Source organism: Nocardia sp. CA-129566 (assembly GCF_050956075.1).
Classification (GTDB): Bacteria; Actinomycetota; Actinomycetes; order Mycobacteriales; family Mycobacteriaceae; genus Nocardia.
On sequence record NZ_CP192085.1, the window covers coordinates 6377242 to 6397408 of the forward strand.

The 20167-nt window shown below is 63.8% G+C and carries 13 protein-coding genes, 3 rRNA genes and 1 pseudogene; 5 read left to right on the forward strand and 12 right to left on the reverse strand.

Translation table 11 applies throughout. The features are described 5' to 3' along the window. Nucleotides 1-4 precede the first annotated feature (4 nt). The 11 genes and pseudogenes from ACQP0C_RS27945 to ACQP0C_RS27995 form a co-directional block, all read right to left on the reverse strand. Nucleotides 5-901 carry an HAD-IIA family hydrolase gene (locus ACQP0C_RS27945; protein ID WP_433724657.1) on the reverse strand — a complete coding sequence of 299 codons (897 nt, stop codon included), beginning with the start codon at nt 899-901 and terminating at the stop codon, nt 5-7. Between the two features lie 669 nt (nt 902-1570). Continuing rightward, a pseudogene (locus ACQP0C_RS27950) lies at nt 1571-2677 on the reverse strand (tetratricopeptide repeat protein); the annotation flags it as partial. Nucleotides 2678-3449: 772 nt separating this feature from the next. Next, nucleotides 3450-3566 (reverse strand): 5S ribosomal RNA (rrf, locus tag ACQP0C_RS27955). A 132-nt stretch (nt 3567-3698) separates the two neighbouring features. Next, nucleotides 3699-6830, reverse strand: a 23S ribosomal RNA gene (locus tag ACQP0C_RS27960). 327 nt (nt 6831-7157) lie between these two features. Then, a 16S ribosomal RNA gene (locus ACQP0C_RS27965) occupies nt 7158-8674 on the reverse strand. The 16S, 23S and 5S rRNA genes sit together here, the layout of an rRNA operon. 515 nt (nt 8675-9189) lie before the next feature. Further along, nucleotides 9190-10479 (reverse strand): tyrosine--tRNA ligase, encoded by a 1290-nt coding sequence (gene tyrS, locus ACQP0C_RS27970; RefSeq protein ID WP_433724659.1) that lies wholly within the window; start codon nt 10477-10479, stop codon nt 9190-9192. Between the two features lie 362 nt (nt 10480-10841). Next, the gene (locus tag ACQP0C_RS27975) at nt 10842-11273 is read right to left on the reverse strand and encodes a DoxX family protein (RefSeq protein ID WP_433724661.1); all 432 of its coding nucleotides are present in this window, start codon (nt 11271-11273) and stop codon (nt 10842-10844) included. Nucleotides 11274-11381: 108 nt separating this feature from the next. After that, entirely contained in the window at nt 11382-11993 is a 612-nt protein-coding gene (locus ACQP0C_RS27980; RefSeq protein ID WP_433724663.1) for a DNA-3-methyladenine glycosylase, read from the reverse strand. Between the two features lie 21 nt (nt 11994-12014). Further along, the gene (locus ACQP0C_RS27985; protein ID WP_433724665.1) at nt 12015-13163 is read right to left on the reverse strand and encodes a low temperature requirement protein A; all 1149 of its coding nucleotides are present in this window, start codon (nt 13161-13163) and stop codon (nt 12015-12017) included. Between the two features lie 87 nt (nt 13164-13250). Then, complete coding sequence (locus ACQP0C_RS27990; RefSeq protein WP_433724667.1) at nt 13251-14141, reverse strand: RNA polymerase sigma-70 factor; 891 nt, start codon at nt 14139-14141, stop codon at nt 13251-13253. 114 nt (nt 14142-14255) lie between these two features. Then, nucleotides 14256-15485 carry an NAD(P)/FAD-dependent oxidoreductase gene (locus ACQP0C_RS27995; RefSeq protein ID WP_433724669.1) on the reverse strand — a complete coding sequence of 410 codons (1230 nt, stop codon included), beginning with the start codon at nt 15483-15485 and terminating at the stop codon, nt 14256-14258. Nucleotides 15486-15644: 159 nt separating this feature from the next. Between ACQP0C_RS27995 and ACQP0C_RS28000 the strand changes: the two genes are divergently transcribed. The 5 genes from ACQP0C_RS28000 to ACQP0C_RS28020 all read left to right on the forward strand — a co-directional run bounded on the left by ACQP0C_RS28000 (nt 15645) and on the right by ACQP0C_RS28020 (nt 19795). Continuing rightward, nucleotides 15645-15986 (forward strand): MarR family transcriptional regulator, encoded by a 342-nt coding sequence (locus tag ACQP0C_RS28000; protein WP_433724671.1) that lies wholly within the window; start codon nt 15645-15647, stop codon nt 15984-15986. A gap of 71 nt (nt 15987-16057) precedes the next feature. Further along, nucleotides 16058-17584, forward strand: a complete 1527-nt coding sequence (locus tag ACQP0C_RS28005; protein ID WP_433724673.1) for a multicopper oxidase family protein — start codon at nt 16058-16060, stop codon at nt 17582-17584. A gap of 68 nt (nt 17585-17652) precedes the next feature. Beyond that, entirely contained in the window at nt 17653-18384 is a 732-nt protein-coding gene (locus ACQP0C_RS28010) for an ABC transporter ATP-binding protein (protein ID WP_433724675.1), read from the forward strand. After that, nucleotides 18381-19172, forward strand: coding sequence for an ABC transporter permease (locus tag ACQP0C_RS28015; RefSeq protein WP_433724677.1), 792 nt, complete (start codon nt 18381-18383; stop codon nt 19170-19172). Before ACQP0C_RS28010 ends, ACQP0C_RS28015 begins: the two co-directional genes overlap by 4 nt. Beyond that, nucleotides 19169-19795, forward strand: a complete 627-nt coding sequence (locus ACQP0C_RS28020; protein ID WP_433724679.1) for a TetR family transcriptional regulator — start codon at nt 19169-19171, stop codon at nt 19793-19795. Before ACQP0C_RS28015 ends, ACQP0C_RS28020 begins: the two co-directional genes overlap by 4 nt. A 134-nt stretch (nt 19796-19929) precedes the next feature. Here ACQP0C_RS28020 and ACQP0C_RS28025 read toward each other — a convergent pair whose 3' ends face one another. After that, nucleotides 19930-20163 (reverse strand): Trm112 family protein, encoded by a 234-nt coding sequence (locus ACQP0C_RS28025; protein ID WP_433679252.1) that lies wholly within the window; start codon nt 20161-20163, stop codon nt 19930-19932. Between the last annotated feature and the right edge of the window lie 4 nt (nt 20164-20167).

The following is a 20167-nucleotide window of genomic DNA, read 5'->3' on the forward strand; positions in this document are numbered from 1 at the left end:
AACGCTATCGGATTTCCGAACCCGACGCGCGCACCGTCACGGCTCTTCCCGGGTTACGCCGTAAGCGTTCCGCCAAGTCGGCGACGCCGTTACTCGGGTCGGTGTCGACCGGCGGGTGATTCAGTGCGTCCAATGAGTCCGAGATGTAGGTCGGGATCCTGTCCGCAGGGGCGTCGCGCAGTTCGTCGAGGGTGCTCACGCCGGTCAGGACCAGCAGGGATTCGAGGCCGACGCGGTTGGCGCCCTCGATATCGGTATCCAGGCGGTCGCCCACCACCAGCGCGCTGCGCGTTCCGGCACGCACCAGGGCATCCTCGAGCAGTGGCGCATAGGGTTTGCCCGCCACCAGCGGCTCACGGCCGGAAGCGGCGCGCAATGCCGCGACCATGGCACCGTTGCCCGGCGCGAGTCCGCGCTCGTTCGGCAGCGTCTTATCGGTATTGGCGGCGACCCACAGTGCGTCCGCGCTGAGTGCGTAGGCCGCTTCGGCCAGATCCGGCCAGGCGGTTTCGGGCGAATGTCCTTGTACGACAGCGTCGGGCGCGGCGCCATTGAAGCGCCGGATCGAGCGCAGCCCGACCGCGTCCACTTCCTTGGCCAGGTCATCGGTGCCGACGATCAACACGGTCGCGCCGGGATCGAGCCGTTCCGCCAACAACCGCGCCGCCGCCTGCGCACTCGTCACGACGTCATCGGTATTCGCAACGAATCCCAATTCGACCAAATGCCGAGCCACCACGTCCGGACCGCGACTCGCGTTATTCGTGACATACACAAGTCGCTGCGGCACAACGGAATCCGCCAATGCCTCCGGCGCGCCCTCGATCACTTCGGGCCCGCGATACAGCGTGCCATCCAGATCCAGCAGCAGGGCCTCATACCGATCTCGTAGCCGCTTCACACCACTCTCACTTCATGTCACCGACCGGCACCTTGCCGTTGTTCCCGGGCACGCTCGACCGCTCGGCCCACAGTTCCTCGGCAGTGACCGAGACATTCGAACCCTACGCCAGCCCGCCGACAGGAAGAATGAGGGCACCGACCGCCAGTGCACCCCAAGCACTTTCCGAACACTCGCCCAGATCGCCAGCGCGTTGCGCGACATCGTCAACCGCGTCGGAACAACTCGCCGCCGCGACCTTGCCCGCCGATCGACATCGAACAAATTTTCGACTTCCCAGCGTGCGTTGGCTGCCATGGTCGGCTCCCACCACGAGGCAACGCACCGCCTCTTCCAGCATGACTCAGAGACAGTCACCCGCGCCCTCGGCCGCCCTTTCCGAAGTGGTCCGGCTGTCCACCCGTCCTACCGCGAACTGACACTCCCCGAAGCGGCCCACCTGCGAATCTCCACCTGCCCGAGCCTCGACACATTGGCCTACTGGGCCGACAGCGCCTACGCCGTCACCCACATAGACGAACACTTCACCGACGGCCCTGACACCAGTCGCCCAACGAACTCCACGTGCCCGCCAACGCAGTCACATACCCCAATTGAGGACCATGGGCCGCCTGGGCGGGCCGACGAGCCCAGCTTGGTCGTCACGCTTGGCATGGCCTCGCGGTGCAGCTACTGGTCGGTGTCGCCGGTTAGTTCTTCGGCGCGTTCCTCGGCGTCGGTTTCGCCGTCGAGGTCGGCGGAGGCGGCATTGAGGAACCAGGTAAGGCCCTCGGCGGTGCGGCCTGCGGCGACCAGTGCGTCGGCGTAAGCGTAGAAAAGGCGGGCGGCGGCCGAGCCCGTGCGGGACGGGTCCAGTTCCGAGGTTTGCAAGGTGACCACGGCCTGGTCGTACTGGCCGAGGTCCATACGAGCGCCCGCGACCACGATGCGGAGTTCGGTGGCCTCATCACCGCTCAGGGCACGGGCCTCATCGCTTCGGCCCAATTCGATGGCGCGTTCGGGGCGACCGAGGCCGCGCTCACAGTCGGCCATCACCGCGAGCAGACCGGAACCGCCCGACATCCGGCGGGCCGTGCGTAGTTCGGAAAGCGCCTCGGCCCATTCACCCGCGTGGTAAGCGGTGACGCCAGCGGTTTCGCGGACCACGGCAATGCGACCGGCACGCTGGCGGGCAGCTCGTGCGTGGGCCAGAGCAAGACGCGGGTCGTCGTCGATCAGTCGGGCCGCCATCACGAGGTGGCGGGCGACCGTTTCGGCATTGCCCTTATCCAGGCTCAGCAGATCGCGGCGCACCTCGACTTCGAGATCGGTCGCCTGAACGTCATCGGGTAGATCCGGCTCTTCCGGCCGCGGTGCACGCCGATCCGCCGATCCGCCGGCTCGTGCGCCTTCGCCGCCCCGACGGCGGTCCTGCGAGTCATCGCCACGCTGAGTCCAGCCGCCCCGGCCACCGGAGTCACCACCACGGCTGAAACCGCCACGCTGAGCATCCTCACGCCGCTTGAACCCGCCGCGTTCACCGGTGTCACCCCGCTGCCCCGAGTCTCCGCCGCGCTTGAAGCCACCACGCTCACCGGAACCACCTCGGGTGAAGCCACCGCGATCACCGGAGTCACCGCGCTTGAAGCCACCGCGCTCGCCCGAGCCACTGCGGCCATAGCCACCACGATCACCCGAATCACCACGGCTGAAACCGCCGCGATCACCGGAGCCACCACGGGCAGAACCACCTCGGTCCCCCGATCCGCCACGGTAGCCACGGTCACCGGAGTCGCTTCGCTGACCGGCATCACCACCGCGCTTGGAGCCTCCGCGCTCACCGGAACCACCGCCACGCTGACCCGAATCTTCCCGACGATCGAAGCCGCCGCGGTCCTGGGATCCACCGCGAGCACCCGCATCGCTACGGCTGAACCCGCCCCGCTCACCAGAATCGCCACTTCGCTTGAAGCCACCGCGATCACCAGAGTCGCCCGAACGTTTGAATCCTCCGCGCTCACCGGAACCACCACGAGCAAAGCCGCCCCGGTCACTGGAAGAATCGCCGCGTTGGTCGGAGTCACCGCGTTTGAAGCCGCCGGTGCTGCCACGTTTGAAGCCGCCGCGGTCACTGGAATCACCACCACGGTTGAAACCGCCGCGCTCACCGGAGTCGCCACGATTGAAGCCAGCGCGCTCGCCCGAACCGCTGCGGTTGAAACTGCCACGGTCACCCGAACTGCTTCGAGAACTCGAGTCGCCACTGCGTTTGAATCCAGCGCGTTCGCCGGAGCTACCTCGGTCGGTGGAGTCGTCGCGGGGGGCACTGCCTCGATCGCGGTCGGGACCCTCGTTGCGCTGGCCGGAGCCGCGCTCGGGACCGCTCCGCCGGAAGGACTTCCGGCCGTCGTTCTGTTCCGACACGGTGGCCCCTTTCTAGGTTCCGCCAGAGGTTGTCGAACCCCTGAATTCAATCATGTGTCGGCGGTCGGACCCCGAGCACGGCTTAGATCTAGGTGCATAAACGACGATAGGGGACCCAAGTTTGGGTCCCCTATCGTGAAGGATGTTCCGGCGGTGTCCTACTCTCCCACACCCTGTCGAGTGCAGTACCATCGGCGCTGGTGGCCTTAGCTTCCGGGTTCGGAATGGGACCGGGCGTTTCCCCACCGCTATAGCCGCCGTAACTCTATGAAACTATCCACAGACAGCCCCAGAAAACCCCCACAACCCCCGAGTCGGGGGGTCGGTAGTGTTTCCTGTCTACCTGTATCTGTGTGTTGTTTCAGATACCGCACAGTGGACGCGTAGCTTCTTTGTTGGTAAGTCCTCGGCCGATTAGTACCAGTCACCTACACCCGTTACCGGGCTTCCAGTTCTGGCCTATCAACCCCATGGTCTGTGGGGGGCCTTAACCACTCGAAGTGGTGAGAAACCTCATCTTGGAACAGGCTTCCCGCTTAGATGCTTTCAGCGGTTATCCCTTCCGAACGTAGCTAACCAGCAGTGCCCTTGGCAGGACAACTGGCACACCAGAGGTTCGTCCGTCCCGGTCCTCTCGTACTAGGGACAGCCTTCCTCAAGTTTCTGACGCGCGCGGCGGATAGAGACCGAACTGTCTCACGACGTTCTAAACCCAGCTCGCGTGCCGCTTTAATGGGCGAACAGCCCAACCCTTGGGACCTACTCCAGCCCCAGGATGCGACGAGCCGACATCGAGGTGCCAAACCATCCCGTCGATATGGACTCTTGGGGAAGATCAGCCTGTTATCCCCGGGGTACCTTTTATCCGTTGAGCGACACCGCTTCCACTTGCCGGTGCCGGATCACTAGTCCCGACTTTCGTCCCTGCTCGAGCTGTCACTCTCACAGTCAAGCTCCCTTGTGCACTTGCACTCGACACCTGATTGCCAACCAGGCTGAGGGAACCTTTGGGCGCCTCCGTTACATTTTAGGAGGCAACCGCCCCAGTTAAACTACCCACCAGGCACTGTCCCTGAACCAGATCATGGTCCGAGGTTAGAAGTCCAATACGACCAGAGTGGTATTTCAACGACGACTCCACACACACTGGCGTGCATGCTTCACAGTCTCCCACCTATCCTACACAAACCGTACCGAACACCAATACCAAGCTATAGTGAAGGTCCCGGGGTCTTTTCGTCCTGCCGCGCGTAACGAGCATCTTTACTCGTAATGCAATTTCGCCGAGTCTGTGGTTGAGACAGCAGAGAAGTCGTTACGCCATTCGTGCAGGTCGGAACTTACCCGACAAGGAATTTCGCTACCTTAGGATGGTTATAGTTACCACCGCCGTTTACCGGGGCTTAAATTCTCAGCTTCGCGCCGAAACGCTAACCGGTCCTCTTAACCTTCCGGCACCGGGCAGGCGTCAGTCCGTATACATCGTCTTACGACTTCGCACGGACCTGTGTTTTTAGTAAACAGTCGCTTCTCTCTGGTCTCTGCGACCCAACCCAGCTCCGAGAGTAAATCTCATCACCAGACCGGGTCCCCCTTCTCCCGAAGTTACGGGGGCATTTTGCCGAGTTCCTTAACCACAGTTCTCTCGATCGCCTCAGTATTCTCTACCTGACCACCTGTGTCGGTTTGGGGTACGGGCCGTGTACCAACTCACTAGAGGCTTTTCTCGGCAGCATAGGATCACTGAATTCACCTCAATCGGCTACGCATCACCTCTCAGGCTGAATGTTGTGCGGATTTGCCTACACAACGCCCTACAGGCTTACACCAGTACAACCACTGACTGGCCCAGCTACCTTCCTGCGTCACCCCATCGCTTGACTACTACAGCAGGGGTCGTATGCATCCCCATCTCTTCACCCGAAGGTGATAGGTCCGGTTCAGGATACTTAGCACCACTGATTCGCCATTGGGCGCGGATACACGGGTACGGGAATATCAACCCGTTGTCCATCGACTACGCCTGTCGGCCTCGCCTTAGGTCCCGACTCACCCTGGGCGGATTAACCTGGCCCAGGAACCCTTGGTCATTCGGCGGACGAGTTTCTCACTCGTCTTTCGCTACTCATGCCTGCATTCTCACTCCCACAGCCTCCACAACTAGCTCACGCCGCTGCTTCCAAGGCTGTAGGACGCTCCCCTACCCATCCACACCACTGCACCGAAACCCGTAGGAAACGGCGGATGTATTGTGTGAATGCCGCGGCTTCGGCGGTGTACTTGAGCCCCGCTACATTGTCGGCGCAGAATCACTTGACCAGTGAGCTATTACGCACTCTTTCAAGGATGGCTGCTTCTAAGCCAACCTCCTGGTTGTCTTCGCGACTCCACATCCTTTTCCACTTAGTACACGCTTAGGGGCCTTAGCCGGCGATCTGGGCTGTTTCCCTCTCGACTACGAAGCTTATCCCCCGCAGTCTCACTGCCACGCTCTCACACACCGGCATTCGGAGTTTGGCTGATTTCGGTAAGCTTGTAGGCCCCCTAGACCATCCAGTAGCTCTACCTCCGGCGTGAAACATGTGACGCTGCACCTAAATGCATTTCGGGGAGAACCAGCTATCACGGAGTTTGATTGGCCTTTCACCCCTACCCACAGCTCATCCCCTCAGTTTTCAACCTAAGTGGGTTCGGGCCTCCACGACGTCTTACCGTCGCTTCACCCTGGCCATGGGTAGATCACTCCGCTTCGGGTCTAGAACACGCGACTACAAACGCCCTATTCGGACTCGCTTTCGCTACGGCTACCCCACACGGGTTAACCTCGCCACATGCCACTAACTCGCAGGCTCATTCTTCAAAAGGCACGCCATCACCCACCCACCCGAAGGTGGCGCAGGCCCTGACGGATTGTAAGCGCACGGTTTCAGGTACTATTTCACTCCCCTCCCGGGGTACTTTTCACCTTTCCCTCACGGTACTAGTCCGCTATCGGTCACCAGGGAGTATTCAGGCTTACCGGGTGGTCCCGGCAGATTCACAGCAGATTTCACGGGCCCGCTGCTACTCGGGCACCCACTACAACAGAGCACATGTTTTCACCTACCGGGCTATCACCGTCTACGGCGGGCCGTTCCAGACCACTTCGACTAACACGAACTTTTCTGACTGTTGCTCGACTCGGCAGAATCAAGAAAGTGAGCCCCACTACCCCAGCCAGACAACGACTGCCGTCTATCACATCTAACTGGTTTAGCCTCATCCGCTTTCGCTCGCCACTACTCACGGAATCACAATTGTTTTCTCTTCCTGTGGGTACTGAGATGTTTCACTTCCCCACGTTCCCTCCACACACCCTATATATTCAGATGCGGGTAACACGACATCACTCGTGCTGGGTTTCCCCATTCGGAAATCCTCGGATCTCAGCTCGGTTGACAGCTCCCCGAGGCTTATCGCAGCCTCCTACGTCCTTCATCGGCTCCTGGTGCCAAGGCATCCACCGTACGCTCTTAAACACTTACTAACAAAGATGCTCGCGTCCACTGTGCAGTTCTCAAACAACACACAAAACCGATTCCCAACTCAGCACCAGCCCGGACCAAACATCCAGCGGTATGACTGAAGAACCAGCCTCGTCGTTATCTTGCCTGGAAAGAACGCCTGTTCTTTCAGGACCCAACAGTGTGTCGATATATCCACCACAGCTTCCGGACACAGCCGAAAACTCGATGCGATGAAGCTTGTCAGCGTTCCACCCATGAGCTTCCGCCGGACTACAGACGAGCCCGAAACGGTCTCTGACACAGTCGTTCTCGACTCTTCGAGCCGACCATGTAGAAGTGCTCCTTAGAAAGGAGGTGATCCAGCCGCACCTTCCGGTACGGCTACCTTGTTACGACTTCGTCCCAATCGCCAATCCCACCTTCGACGGCTCCCTCCACAAGGGTTAGGCCACCGGCTTCGGGTGTTACCGACTTTCATGACGTGACGGGCGGTGTGTACAAGGCCCGGGAACGTATTCACCGCAGCGTTGCTGATCTGCGATTACTAGCGACTCCAACTTCACGGGGTCGAGTTGCAGACCCCGATCCGAACTGAGACCGGCTTTAAGGGATTCGCTCCACCTCACGGTATCGCAGCCCTCTGTACCGGCCATTGTAGCATGTGTGAAGCCCTGGACATAAGGGGCATGATGACTTGACGTCGTCCCCACCTTCCTCCGAGTTGACCCCGGCAGTCTCTCACGAGTCCCCGCCATAACGCGCTGGCAACATAAGATAAGGGTTGCGCTCGTTGCGGGACTTAACCCAACATCTCACGACACGAGCTGACGACAGCCATGCACCACCTGTACACCGACCACAAGGGGGCCTACATCTCTGCAGGTTTCCGGTGTATGTCAAACCCAGGTAAGGTTCTTCGCGTTGCATCGAATTAATCCACATGCTCCGCCGCTTGTGCGGGCCCCCGTCAATTCCTTTGAGTTTTAGCCTTGCGGCCGTACTCCCCAGGCGGGGTACTTAATGCGTTAGCTACGGCACGGATCCCGTGGAAGGAAACCCACACCTAGTACCCACCGTTTACGGCGTGGACTACCAGGGTATCTAATCCTGTTCGCTACCCACGCTTTCGCTTCTCAGCGTCAGTTACTTCCCAGAGACCCGCCTTCGCCACCGGTGTTCCTCCTGATATCTGCGCATTTCACCGCTACACCAGGAATTCCAGTCTCCCCTGAAGTACTCTAGTCCGCCCGTATCGACCGCAAGCCCACCGTTGAGCGGTAGGTTTTCACGATCGACGCGACGAACCGCCTACAAGCTCTTTACGCCCAGTAATTCCGGACAACGCTCGCACCCTACGTATTACCGCGGCTGCTGGCACGTAGTTGGCCGGTGCTTCTTCTACAGGTACCGTCACTCACGCTTCGTCCCTGTCGAAAGAGGTTTACAACCCGAAGGCCGTCATCCCTCACGCGGCGTCGCTGCATCAGGCTTCCGCCCATTGTGCAATATTCCCCACTGCTGCCTCCCGTAGGAGTCTGGGCCGTGTCTCAGTCCCAGTGTGGCCGGTCACCCTCTCAGGTCGGCTACCCGTCGTCGCCTTGGTAGGCCATTACCCCACCAACAAGCTGATAGGCCGCGGGCCCATCCTGCACCGATAAATCTTTCCACCACAAGACATGCATCCCATGGTCATATCCGGTATTAGACCCAGTTTCCCAGGCTTATCCCGAAGTACAGGGCAGATCACCCACGTGTTACTCACCCGTTCGCCGCTCGTGTACCCCGAAGGGCCTTACCGCTCGACTTGCATGTGTTAAGCACGCCGCCAGCGTTCGTCCTGAGCCAGGATCAAACTCTCCGTTGAAGACTCTTGAAACAACCCCGAAAGGGGCGAATCAGAAGAATTAACCAGAGTCCGAAAACCATGGCAAAATCAAACGCCAACAAAAGTATTTGCTGACTTAAATGTCCAGCCCCACCACACGGGGGTATGAGGAGCCGGAACCAAAATAATATTTGGCACTGACATTCATCGACACACTATTGAGTTCTCAAAGAACAGGCGCACGCAGGTTGACCCTAGATTCTCACTGGGGGCTTCCTGAGCAACTTTTCCAGCCTAGCCAATCACCCGAGCAGAGTCAAGCCACTCGTCCGATCCGGTCTTGCTGGCCGTCAGGCGCTCCTCGTCCTACCTCGTTTCCCAGGCCTTTCGGCTCCGGGTCGGTGTCCGTGTCGCTCTGACTTGGACAAAGTTACGCGGCGGGGAACGCCGAGTCAAATCCGCACTACACGCATGTTATTTCGCAGGTCAGAGGCCATTCGACCGTCCGAAAAGCGGGCTCGGGCCAGCCAAATGTGACCCGAGCCACGTGATCTTTATGCGCCCGCCCGCAGTACGCCGGCGAAGTTCCGCTTGCCGCGGCGCAGCACCAACCATCGTCCGTGCAGGTAGTCGGTATCGGCGGGGGTCCATTCGAGGTCGGAGATCCGCTCGTTGTTCACCGACGCCCCGCCTTCGTTCACCGCGCGACGGGCCGCACCACGGCTTTCCGACAGACCGGTGGCCACCAGCAGATCGACGATGGTGTGCTGCGCTGCGGGTTCGACCTCGGCGACCGTGCCCTCGACGGCGGCTTCGCGCAGCGCTGCGCCCAGTGTCGCCTCATCCAGGTCACGCAGATCGGCGCGACCGAACAACGCCTGACTCGCCAACTGCACGGCGCGGGTATTCGCCTCGCCGTGCACCAGGTTGGTCATTTCCTCGGCCAACTTGCGCTGCGCTTCCCGCGCGTGCGGGCGTTCGGCGGTAGCCACCTCCAGCTCGGCCAGCTCTTCGCGGGAGAGGAAGGTGAACCAGCGCAGGTAGCGCACGACATCGGCGTCGGCGGTATTCACGAAGTACTGGTACCAGGCGTAGGGGCTGGTCATCTCTGGGTCCAGCCACAGACTGCCGCCACCGGTCGACTTGCCGAACTTCTTGCCGTCGGCCGAAGTGACCAGCGGCACGGTCAGCGCATGCACCGATGCGCCGTCGACCCGGCGGTTCAGTTCGACGCCCGCGATGATGTTGCCCCACTGATCCGAGCCGCCGACCTGCAGCTCGCAGCCGTACTTGCGGCGCAGCTGCAGGTAGTCGTTGGCCTGCAGCAGCATGTAGCTGAATTCGGTGTAGGAGATGCCCTCGCCGTCGAGGCGGCGCTTGATGGTGTCGCGGGCCAGCATGACATTGACCGAGAAGTGCTTGCCGATATCGCGCAGGAATTCGACGGCCGACAGCTGGCCGGTCCAGTCCATGTTGTTGGCGATGATCGCGCCGGTGGGTGAATCGTCGAGGTCGACGAAGCGCTCTAGCTGCGAGCGGATCCGGTCGGCCCACTCCGCGACGGTGTCGGTCGAGTTCATGGTGCGCTCGCCGACGTCGCGCGGATCGCCGATCAGGCCGGTGGCGCCCCCGGCCAGCACGATCGGGCGATGGCCCGCGCGCTGGAAGCGCCGCAGCGCGAGCAAGGGGACCAGGTGTCCGGCGTGCAAACTGGCCGCGGTTGGGTCGAAACCGGCATAGAGGGTCAGCGGGCCCGCAGTCGCCGCTGCGCGCAGGGCGTCCAAGTCGGTGGACTGCGCGATCAGTCCGCGCCAGGTCAGTTCGTCGATGATGTCGCCGCTCACGCTGTCCCATCTTTCCGCACCGGTCCCCGCGACCGGCATGCCCCTCGATCTCACCGCGCACCGCAGCGCAGGTCGAACGATTTTCCGGGGGCTACCCAGTGCGGAACATGATCTACACCGCGTGGGTGCAGCGGGCATCGAAATCGAGCCCGGCGGCCGATATCCGGGGCGGATGAAGCGCCGCATTCGATCGCGGAGCGGCGCTATGAACGCAGCAGGCACCTGGTCGGCGCGCCGACCCGCAACGCCGGGTACCAGGTGGCTGCGGAAGACGATCAGTCCCGCCCATTTCGGAAAGCGGCTCGGAACACGACAACGATCGGCAGACCGAGGTCTGCCGATCGTGTTGGTTGTTCGGATGGTCAGCGAGCCAGCAGGTCGCGCACCGCGGTGATGCTGTCGCGCCGCTGCCAGGCGATCCAGACGAATACCACGCCGAGCACCAGCGGGAAGGGGGCCAGGGCGGGCGCGCCGAGCAGGAACACCTGGGTCAGCGCTGCGCACACCATGGTGATGGTCAGGCCGACGGCCGCCGGGCCGTTCAGGCGGGGCACCAGCAGGCCGATGCCGCCGGCAAGCTCGACCACGCCGGTGAAGTAGCGGAACCACTGTCCCCAGCCGATCGTGTCGAAGGATTCGACCGCCGCGTGTGCGCCCAACAGCTTCGGGGCAGCGGAGGCGATGATGAGAAACAGCCCGAGCAGGATCTGCACGGTCCACAGCGCGACATTCGTCTTCTTGCCGGGGCGGTGGGCGGCGGCGGTGATCGGGGCGGCGGAGGCGATGGCGGTCATGGTGTCTTTCCTTCGGGTCGGTCGCGCCGGGTGGAGCGCGTTCAACAGATAGGACGGACACCGCGGCGAAAACTCATCGCTCGCTCCGAAAAATGCTGCCACCTGGTGTTATATCGCCTCGATCGGTGCGCGCGGGCTACGTCGGTAGACCGAGACGGCAGGCGATACGAGCCAGAATCGCCACGGCACATCCGCCGCGCTGCTGACGCCGACGCGCGGGCCGCTGGCGATCTCGGCGGGGTCGATCGCGCCGTTGAGTTCCAGCCGGATCGGCGACGCCGGATCGAACAGCGGAATTCCGTAGCCGCTCAGCGTGATTCCCAGGGCGCTGCCGAGATTGCCTGGGCCCCTTGCCAAATCGGCATCGGTGCGGGCTGCGGGACGGCGCGCCCGTGCCGTCTCCAAGCCCGCGACCACCTCGCCGGATCGGATGAGCACCGCGCTCGCCGTGCCGTCCGGCCCACTGGTCACGTTCACGCACGTGTGCATTCCATAGCTGAGGTAGACGTACAGCACCCCGGCGGGCCCGAACATCACCGCATTGCGCTTGGTCCGCCCGCGACCGGAATGCGATGCCGGATCCGGCCATGGTCCGGCCGGATCGCCGCCGTAGGCCTCGGCCTCGACGATCCGCACGCCCACCGGTCCGGCCCACAGCGTCGAGCCGAGCAATCGCTGGGCCGCGGCGGGCGGTTCGACCGCGAGTTCCTCACTACGCACGACTCACCATTGTTCCCGACATCAAACGTAGCGGCTGTGCTGGCCGGAGCGCAGGGTGATCAGGTCGTCGATGATCACCGCCGCATAGCCGACCGCGACCAGCACCGCGAGCTGCGCCCATGCCACCGACGCGACTCCGATCGGGATGGTCGCGGCCACCGCGGCGGCGGCGATGAGCCGCGACCACGGGCGCGGTAGGCCCAGGGCGAGCCGGAAGCAGAATTGACCGAAAAAATACAGGGCGACACCGCCGGACAGCGCCGACGCCGCGGCGATGGAGGCGGGTTCGTTGCCGTGCGCGATGGTCATATTGATGCCGGCGGCGGTGACGGTGATGCCGACGAGCAGCGGATAGAGCGCGTAGCCGTAGGCGAGTACCGCGGGACGTGAGCGTTCCCGGTCCGGGACCGCGGCCAGCGCGAGTTCACCGCGGTCGTCATCGATACCGAAGTACGCCCACCACAGCACGTAGGCCAGGCAGAGGCCGAGCGCGACCGTGGCGACCAATGGCACGGTGAGCTTCTCCCCAGCCAGACCGACGCCGATCGCGACCACCGACTCGCCGATGGCGACGATGATCACCAACCCGTTCCGCTCGCAGAAATGGCTGGCCCGCACCACGAAATCGCGGGTGTCGACCAGATAGGGGCTGAGCACCTGCACCGCGAATGCCGCGCCCCAGCACAGGTACTGCGACCATCCGTGCACGAAACCACCCGCGAGCACGAGCGCCGCGGCAAGCGCGTTCAACGGCGCGATGCGCTTGATCGCCTGCGACGCCGATAAGCCGCCGCTGACCCAGAACAGCACGGTGTGCACGGTATTGACCAGGACGTAGCCGAGCCCGAATGCGAGGCCGGTGCCGTGGAATGCGTCGGGGATGGCCAGTGCCAGCACGAAGAATCCGAACATGCCGATCAGCAGCAGGGTGCGGCGCTGCGGACTATTCGGCGCCACTTCGTTGGTGAGCCAGACATATCCGCTGTACATCCACCAGATGACCCCGAACAGAACCACCACCTGCGCCAACGACGCCCACCCCGGATGGTGGGTGAAAACGTGGGTCAACTGGGTGATGGTGAAGACGAAGACGAGGTCGAAGAAGAGCTCCAGGGTGGAAACCCGGACCTGTCCCCCGTCCACGTCGGCTTGCATGGTCTGGCTGTTCACGGCACGAGCGTAGAACGGTAAGCCGGGTACGGCGCGTCGGATGCCTGGGCTTTTGCCGCAGGCGAACGGTCAACCGTTCAGGCGGTCTCAGCCGAGCACATCCGTACCCATGTACAGCCCCTTGAGCTTGTTCGGGTTGACCTGGAAGCGCAGGTCGTGGATGTGACCGTCGATGATGTCGTAGGTGAACGCCGCCACCGGATTTCCGTCGATGAGCGCGAGCGCACCGAGTTCGCCATTGATATGCGCCGGTTCGAGCACGACGCCAGCGACCGTCGGCTTGGCGAGTACGCCGAGGACCCAGCGGGCCACATGGTCCGGACCGTAGAGCGGACGCCGGGCCGCGGTGACCACACCGCCGCCATCGGACCAGGAGGTCACATCGGGGGCGAGCAGATCCATCAGGGCGTTGAGATCGCCACCGTTGCAGGCGGACATGAACTGTTCGGTGATGTGCGCGCGCTCGGCCTTATCGGTATCGAAACGCGGGCGGCGCGATTGCACATGTGAGCGGGCCCGGTGCGCGATCTGGCGGACGGTGGCCTCGGGCTTGTCGAGGGTGTCGGCGATTTCGGCGTGGCTGTAGCCGAAGACCTCGCGCAGCAGGAATACCGCACGCTCCACGGGATTCAGCGTTTCCAGCACCACCAGCATCGCGGTGGAGACGGTGTCGGCCAATTCGGTCTCCTCGGCGATATTCGGTGATGTCAGCAGGGGTTCGGGAAGCCATGGGCCGACGTAGGTTTCGCGTTTGGCCTTGGCGGAGGTGAGCCGGTTCAACGAGAGGTTGGTGACTGTGCGAACCAGGTAGGACTTGGGGTGCTGGACCGTCGACTGATCGGTCTCGTTCCACTTCAGCCAGGCGTCCTGGAGGATGTCCTCGGCATCGGTGACGGTGCCCAGCATCCGGTAGGCGGTGGCGAAGAGCAGCCGCCGGTGTTCGATGAACGGATCCGGCGCGGGCGTAGCGTCAACCATTGGGCTCATGCTCCTGGTCCAGGTCCGAATTCCGCAATCGGGATGTCCGGACGAACACGACAGCCGACCCTGCCGCCCGCCTCGGGTGGCGGGCGGTCGATCCGGGCCGGTTCCTCATGCAGTCTGGCGAGTCGCCTTGCCACCCTTGGACAGTTGGACCGAGACCGTCATCTTCTTGCTGAGCTTGAAGCTGGGTACCGGGCTGCTGCTCACACCTTCCTTGTACAGCACCGCGGCGCGTCCGGTCAGGTAGAACCGTCCCGGAGTGTCGTCGGCCTTGGTGAACTGGATGACCGCGTCCTTGCGGCCCAGGCTGACCGGCTGGTGGAAGTAGCCGAACCGGAAGGGCTCGACCGACTTACCTTTCAACCGCCGTGCGATGGCATCGGCGGTGTAGGCGGCGGTCGGCAGGCCGGACTGGCAGGTGCCGTGGATCTGGCCCCAGGCCTGGCGCACCGCGGCGGCGTCGCCGATGGCGTGGATGGTGGGGTGCGAGACCGACCGCAGGGTCGGGTCGACCACGATCTGCCCGCGCGCGTCGGTTTCGATGCCCGCCTGCGTGGCCAGCGGCGAAACCCGGACGCCGGTGGTCCACAGGGTCAGATCGGCCGAGACCAGTTCGCCATCGGCGAGTTCGACCGCATCGGGCAGCACCTTGGTGACCGCCTGGCCGATCTCGCGGGCGACGCCGAGCCGGTCGAGTGCCTTGTTCAGGTAGGCGCGGGCCTTATCACCCATCATCGCGCCCGGTTCGGTGCTGCTGATCAGCGTGACCTTCGCACCGGGGAAGCTTTCGGCGATTTCGGCCGCCGCCTCGATACCGGTCAGACCGGCGCCGCAGACCGCGACGGTGCCGCCATTGGCCGCGACCAGCGCGAGGTGTTCGGAGAAACGGTGCGCGGTGCGCGGATCGTTCAGGGTCCAGGCGTGATCGGCGGCGCCGGGCACGATGCTGGTGTCGGTGCTGCTGCCGAGGGCGTAGATCAGCTCGTCGTAGTGCAGAGTGGCGGTGCCGTCGAGGTAGACCCGCTGGGCTTCGGGGTCGATGGAACTCGCCCAGCCCTGGACGAATTCGACGCCCGAGCCCGCCAGGATCTCCGGGATCTGATAGTCGGCCAACTCATGGCCTGCGGCGACCTGGTGCATGCGCAGCCGCTCGGTGAAGCGCGACGACGGGTTGACGAGGGTGATCTGCACATCGAGTTTGCGGGTCCGCCGGGCCAGCCGGATGGCGGCCAGCATGCCGGTGTAGCCCGCGCCGAGTACGACGATCCGATGCGTGGTTGGCCCACCCATCACCCGGCCGCTACCCCTCATCGAATCGTTACGCGATGCTGTATTCATAGTTGCTCCCATGGTCGGTGTCACCGGACAGGTTTCTCGGTTGGTGACGACCATGGGACAAACCACCTCCGCTGGACGTGACAGTCGCATGATGTGACGCGCGTCACGGCGCGTAGCAGCCGTCTGTTTTGACCTCTACCAGCGAAAACACCGGGATCAATGCTTTCTCGGATCAACCGGCACGGCCTGCTCAGCCCGGGCGCCCTGGCCCGGCTGGCCGGAATGCATCCGGCGACCATGACCGGCGTGCTCGACCGCCTGCAGCGCGGGGGCTTCATCATCCGGGAACGCGATCCCGAAGCCAGCGACCGCCGCGCCGTCACCGTGCGGGCCACCCGGGACCGCAACCCGGAGCTCTACCGCATGCTCTCGGGCATGAACAGCCGCATGGACGATCTGTGCGATCGCTACTCCGAGGCCGAACTGGATCTGATCGCGGATTTCCTGCGCCGCACCGCCGCGGCCGGGCGCGATTCGGCCGCCGAACTCGCCGAGGACTGACCCCCGAAATCAGGGACGAAATCGGGACGCTCCCGGATGTGGGCGGTAGTGCCGATCCCTACCGTCGTCGCATGTCTTCGGTTTCTCGGCCGCGCTGGCTGCGGCGGTTGCTCCTGATTGTCGCGGCGTTCGCGACGGTATTGCTGCTTTCGGTCGGCGGCTGCGTCACGTGGGTGTATCGCGGCGCGGCCGTATCCACGGTCGGCAGTACCGATTTCAGCAATGAGCTCGCGATTCCGCCGCTGGCCCAGTCCCGGATCCGAGACGATGGCACCCGCGTCTTCGAACTCGATATGCGCTCGGGGCGACGGGAATTCCGCCCGGGACACACCACCGAAACATGGGGGTTCAACGGCGACTATCTCGGGCCGACGCTGCGGGCCCGCCGCGGTGAACGGGTGGAAGTCGAAGTCCGGAACAAACTTTCGGAGCCGTCGACCGTGCACTGGCACGGCATGCATCTTCCGGCGGCGATGGATGGCGGACCGCATCAGATGGTGCAGGCCGGTGGCACGTGGACACCGCGATGGACCGTGGATCAGCCGGCGGCGACGCTCTGGTACCACCCACATCCGCACGGCGCGACCGAACAGCACGTCCGGCGTGGGCTCGCGGGCATGTTCCTGCTCGACGACGAGGTGTCCGAAGGACTTTCGCTGCCGAACAACTATGGTGTCGACGATCTGCCCGTCATTGTCCAAGACGTGAAATTCCGTGGAAACCAGCTCGATTCGTCCCATGGCATGTTTCGCGATATCGGCTTCCTCGGCGACCGGACGATGGTGAACGGCACCCTGACGCCGTACCGGAATGTCGGCGACGAACTCGTGCGGTTGCGGCTGCTCAATGCCTCGACCGCACGGATCTACACCTTCGGGTTCGCCGACGATCGCCGTTTCTCCCTGATCGCCACCGACGGCGGCCTGCTGGAACGCCCGGTCGCATTGGATCGGGTGCGGTTGTCGCCGGGCGAGCGCGCCGAGATCGTGGTCCGGGTGCGACCTGGTGAGCGGACGGTGCTGCGCAGCACGAAACTCGATGCGGGGCTGGACTTCTGGGCGCAGCGTTTCGCCGGCGGCGACGACAGCTTCGACGTCCTCGAATTGCGCGCGGCACCGACACTGCGGCCCTCGCCCGAATTGCCTGTGGCACTGGCACATCCGTCGACTCCCGACGGTTCCGACTCGGTGACCGAGCGCGACTTCGAGTTGCAGTTGAGCGGAATCAACGGCACGCCGATGGCAATGGATCGAATCGATTTCACCGTCATCAGGGGTGCGGCCGAAACCTGGATGGTGCACAACAGCGACGGGATGCCGCACAACTTCCACATCCACGATGTGCAGTTCCGAGTCCTCGAACTGAACGGCGCGCCACCGCCGGACGCGCTGACCGGACCGAAGGACACCATCTTCCTGCCACCGAACGCGAGGGCGAAGATTGCCATGCGGTTCGACGGACCCGCCGATCCGAACTCGGTGTACATGTATCACTGCCATCTGCTCTGGCATGAGGACCAGGGCATGATGGGCCAGTTTGCCGTGGTCGAGCCGGGACAGTCGGCCGGAAATCCGGCGCATCACGAAGGCCACCACTAGACGCGAAGCCCGCGGCGCGCTAAATTCATCACACAGTGAATTCAACACCCGATGAATTGAGGCGTCTCATGACGGACCTGCACTCATCTCCCGCTGTAGAGGTGCGCAACCTCTGCGTGCGCCGCGGCGGCCGCGAAGTTCTGCACGATATTTCGCTCACCATTCCGCGCGGCTCCATCACCGGGCTGCTCGGACCGTCCGGATGCGGCAAGACCACCCTCATGCGCAGCATTGTCGGCACCCAGATCGTGGAGTCCGGTGAGATCTCGGCGCTCGGGATTCCGGCGGGCGCGGCGGAGTTGCGGCGCCGGATCGGCTACGTGACCCAGGCGCCGAGCATCTACCCCGATATCAGCGTCCGTGAGAACGTCGCCTATTACGCGGCGCTCTACGGCCGCGACCGCGACGACACCGACGAAGCCATCGCCGCGGTCGGCCTGCTCGAACAGGCGCGTCAGCGTGGTGACGAACTCTCTGGCGGCCAGCAGACCCGCGCCTCACTGGCCTGCGCACTGGTCGCACAGCCCGATGTGCTGATCCTGGACGAGCCGACGGTGGGCCTGGATCCCGTGCTGCGCGTCGACCTGTGGAAGCAGTTCCACGAATTGGCCGCGAACGGGACGACGCTACTGGTGTCCAGCCATGTGATGGACGAGGCCGAGCACTGCGACAAACTGCTGCTGCTGCGCGAGGGCGAGCTCCTGGCCCAACTCAGCCCCGACGAACTGCGCACCGAAACCGGTGAACAGAACCTCGAACAAGCCTTCCTCACCCTGATCACGATGGGACGTGCGGCATGACTACCACCCTCGTACCCCCGCGCCGGACGCTGACGCTGCGCCCCTACGTCGCGACGACCGGACGCATCCTGCGCCAGCTGCGCAACGACCACCGCACTGTCGCAATGATTCTCGTGGTTCCGGCCGTGCTGATGACGCTGCTGTACTTCATCTACAAGGACACCCCGCCCAATCCGCTCAACCCGGTGCCGATCTTCGACCGCGTCGGCATGAGCATGCTCGGCATCCTGCCGTTCATCGTGATGTTCCTGATCACCGCGATCGCCATGCAGCGCGAACGCACCTCGGGCACATTGGAGCGGCTGCTGACGACGCCACTGTCCAAGCTCGATCTCCTCGCCGGGTACGGCACCGCTTTCTCCCTGGCCGCGGCCGCGCAGGCGGCGGTGGCGTGTCTGGTCTCCTTCGGTCTGCTCGGCCTGAATTCGGCGGGCAGTCCGGCCTGGGTGGTGGTGATCGCGATGGTCGACGCGATCTGCGGTGTGGCACTCGGCCTATTGGCAAGTGCCTTCGCGCGCACCGAATTCCAGGCCGTGCAGTTCATGCCGGTGGTGGTCGCGCCGCAGATCTTCCTGTGCGGCCTGCTCGTTCCGCGCGCACAGTTGCCGGGCTGGCTGGAGGCGATCAGCAATGTGATGCCGTTGAGTTATGCGGTCGACGCGCTGCAACAGGTTGCGAAACATCCGGATGTCACCGGGCAGATGCTCTGGGATCTGCTGGTCGTCGCCGGATTCGCCGTTGTCGCACTGTGCCTCGGCGCGGCCACCCTACGGCGGCGAACCGCGTGACCGAAGCGACCAACGGCGATCGCGGCACCCGCTCCGGGCGTCGGCCAGGACAATCCGGCGCCCGCGAGGCGATCCTGTCCGCGGCCCGCGCCCGCTTCGCCGAGGGCGGCTTCGATAAGACCTCGATCCGTGCCGTCGCCGCCGACGCCGGGGTCGATCCGGCATTGGTCCACCACTACTTCGGGACGAAACAGCAGTTGTTCGCCGCGGTGGTCGAGCTGCCAGTCGATCCGGAGACCACGCTGCGCCGGATCGAGGCAGCACCACTGGATCGGCTCGGGGAGACCATTATCGGCTCGGTGGTCGCGGTATGGGACTCCCCCGCCGGTCCCGGCGTCGTCGCAGCGGTGCGCAGCATCCTCGCGGGTGGTGACACTGCGCTGGCCAGGACGTTTGTCCTGGACGTCGTACTCGAACGGGTGCGGGCGCGTATCTCGACGCCCGACGATGACGGCCGAGCCCGGGTCGCCCTGGTCGGCACCCAGATGATCGGGGTGCTGGTCGCGCGCAAGATTCTCGAAATCGAGCCGCTGGCGTCCATGCCGGCGGCAGATCTCGTCGCCGCGGTGGGGCCTACGCTCCAGCGCTATCTCACCGGTGAAATCGATACCACCGCAACGTGATCGACGTTCAGCCGAATCCGGACAGGTGGATCCGGCGAAGTTCGAGCCCACGCGGCGGATCGCCGCCATCGACACCGGGTGCGGCGAATGCCCGGTGGCACCTGGGATGGTGTGCCACCGGGGCGCATGCCCGATCAGGCGTCGGCGTGCTGACCGGTGAAGGCGGTGTGCTCCGCGTCGGTGACATCGCGGGCCTCATCGATCAGCAGCACCGGGATGCCGTTCTCGATCGGGTAGGCGCGGCGCAAGCGCGGGTTGTAGAGCGCGGTGGCGCCCTTGTCATCGCGGACCAACAGCAGCGGACCCTTGTCCTGCGGGCAGGCGAGCAGGCTCAACAGCGTGGCGTCCAAGGCGGTTTCCTCCGGCATGTTC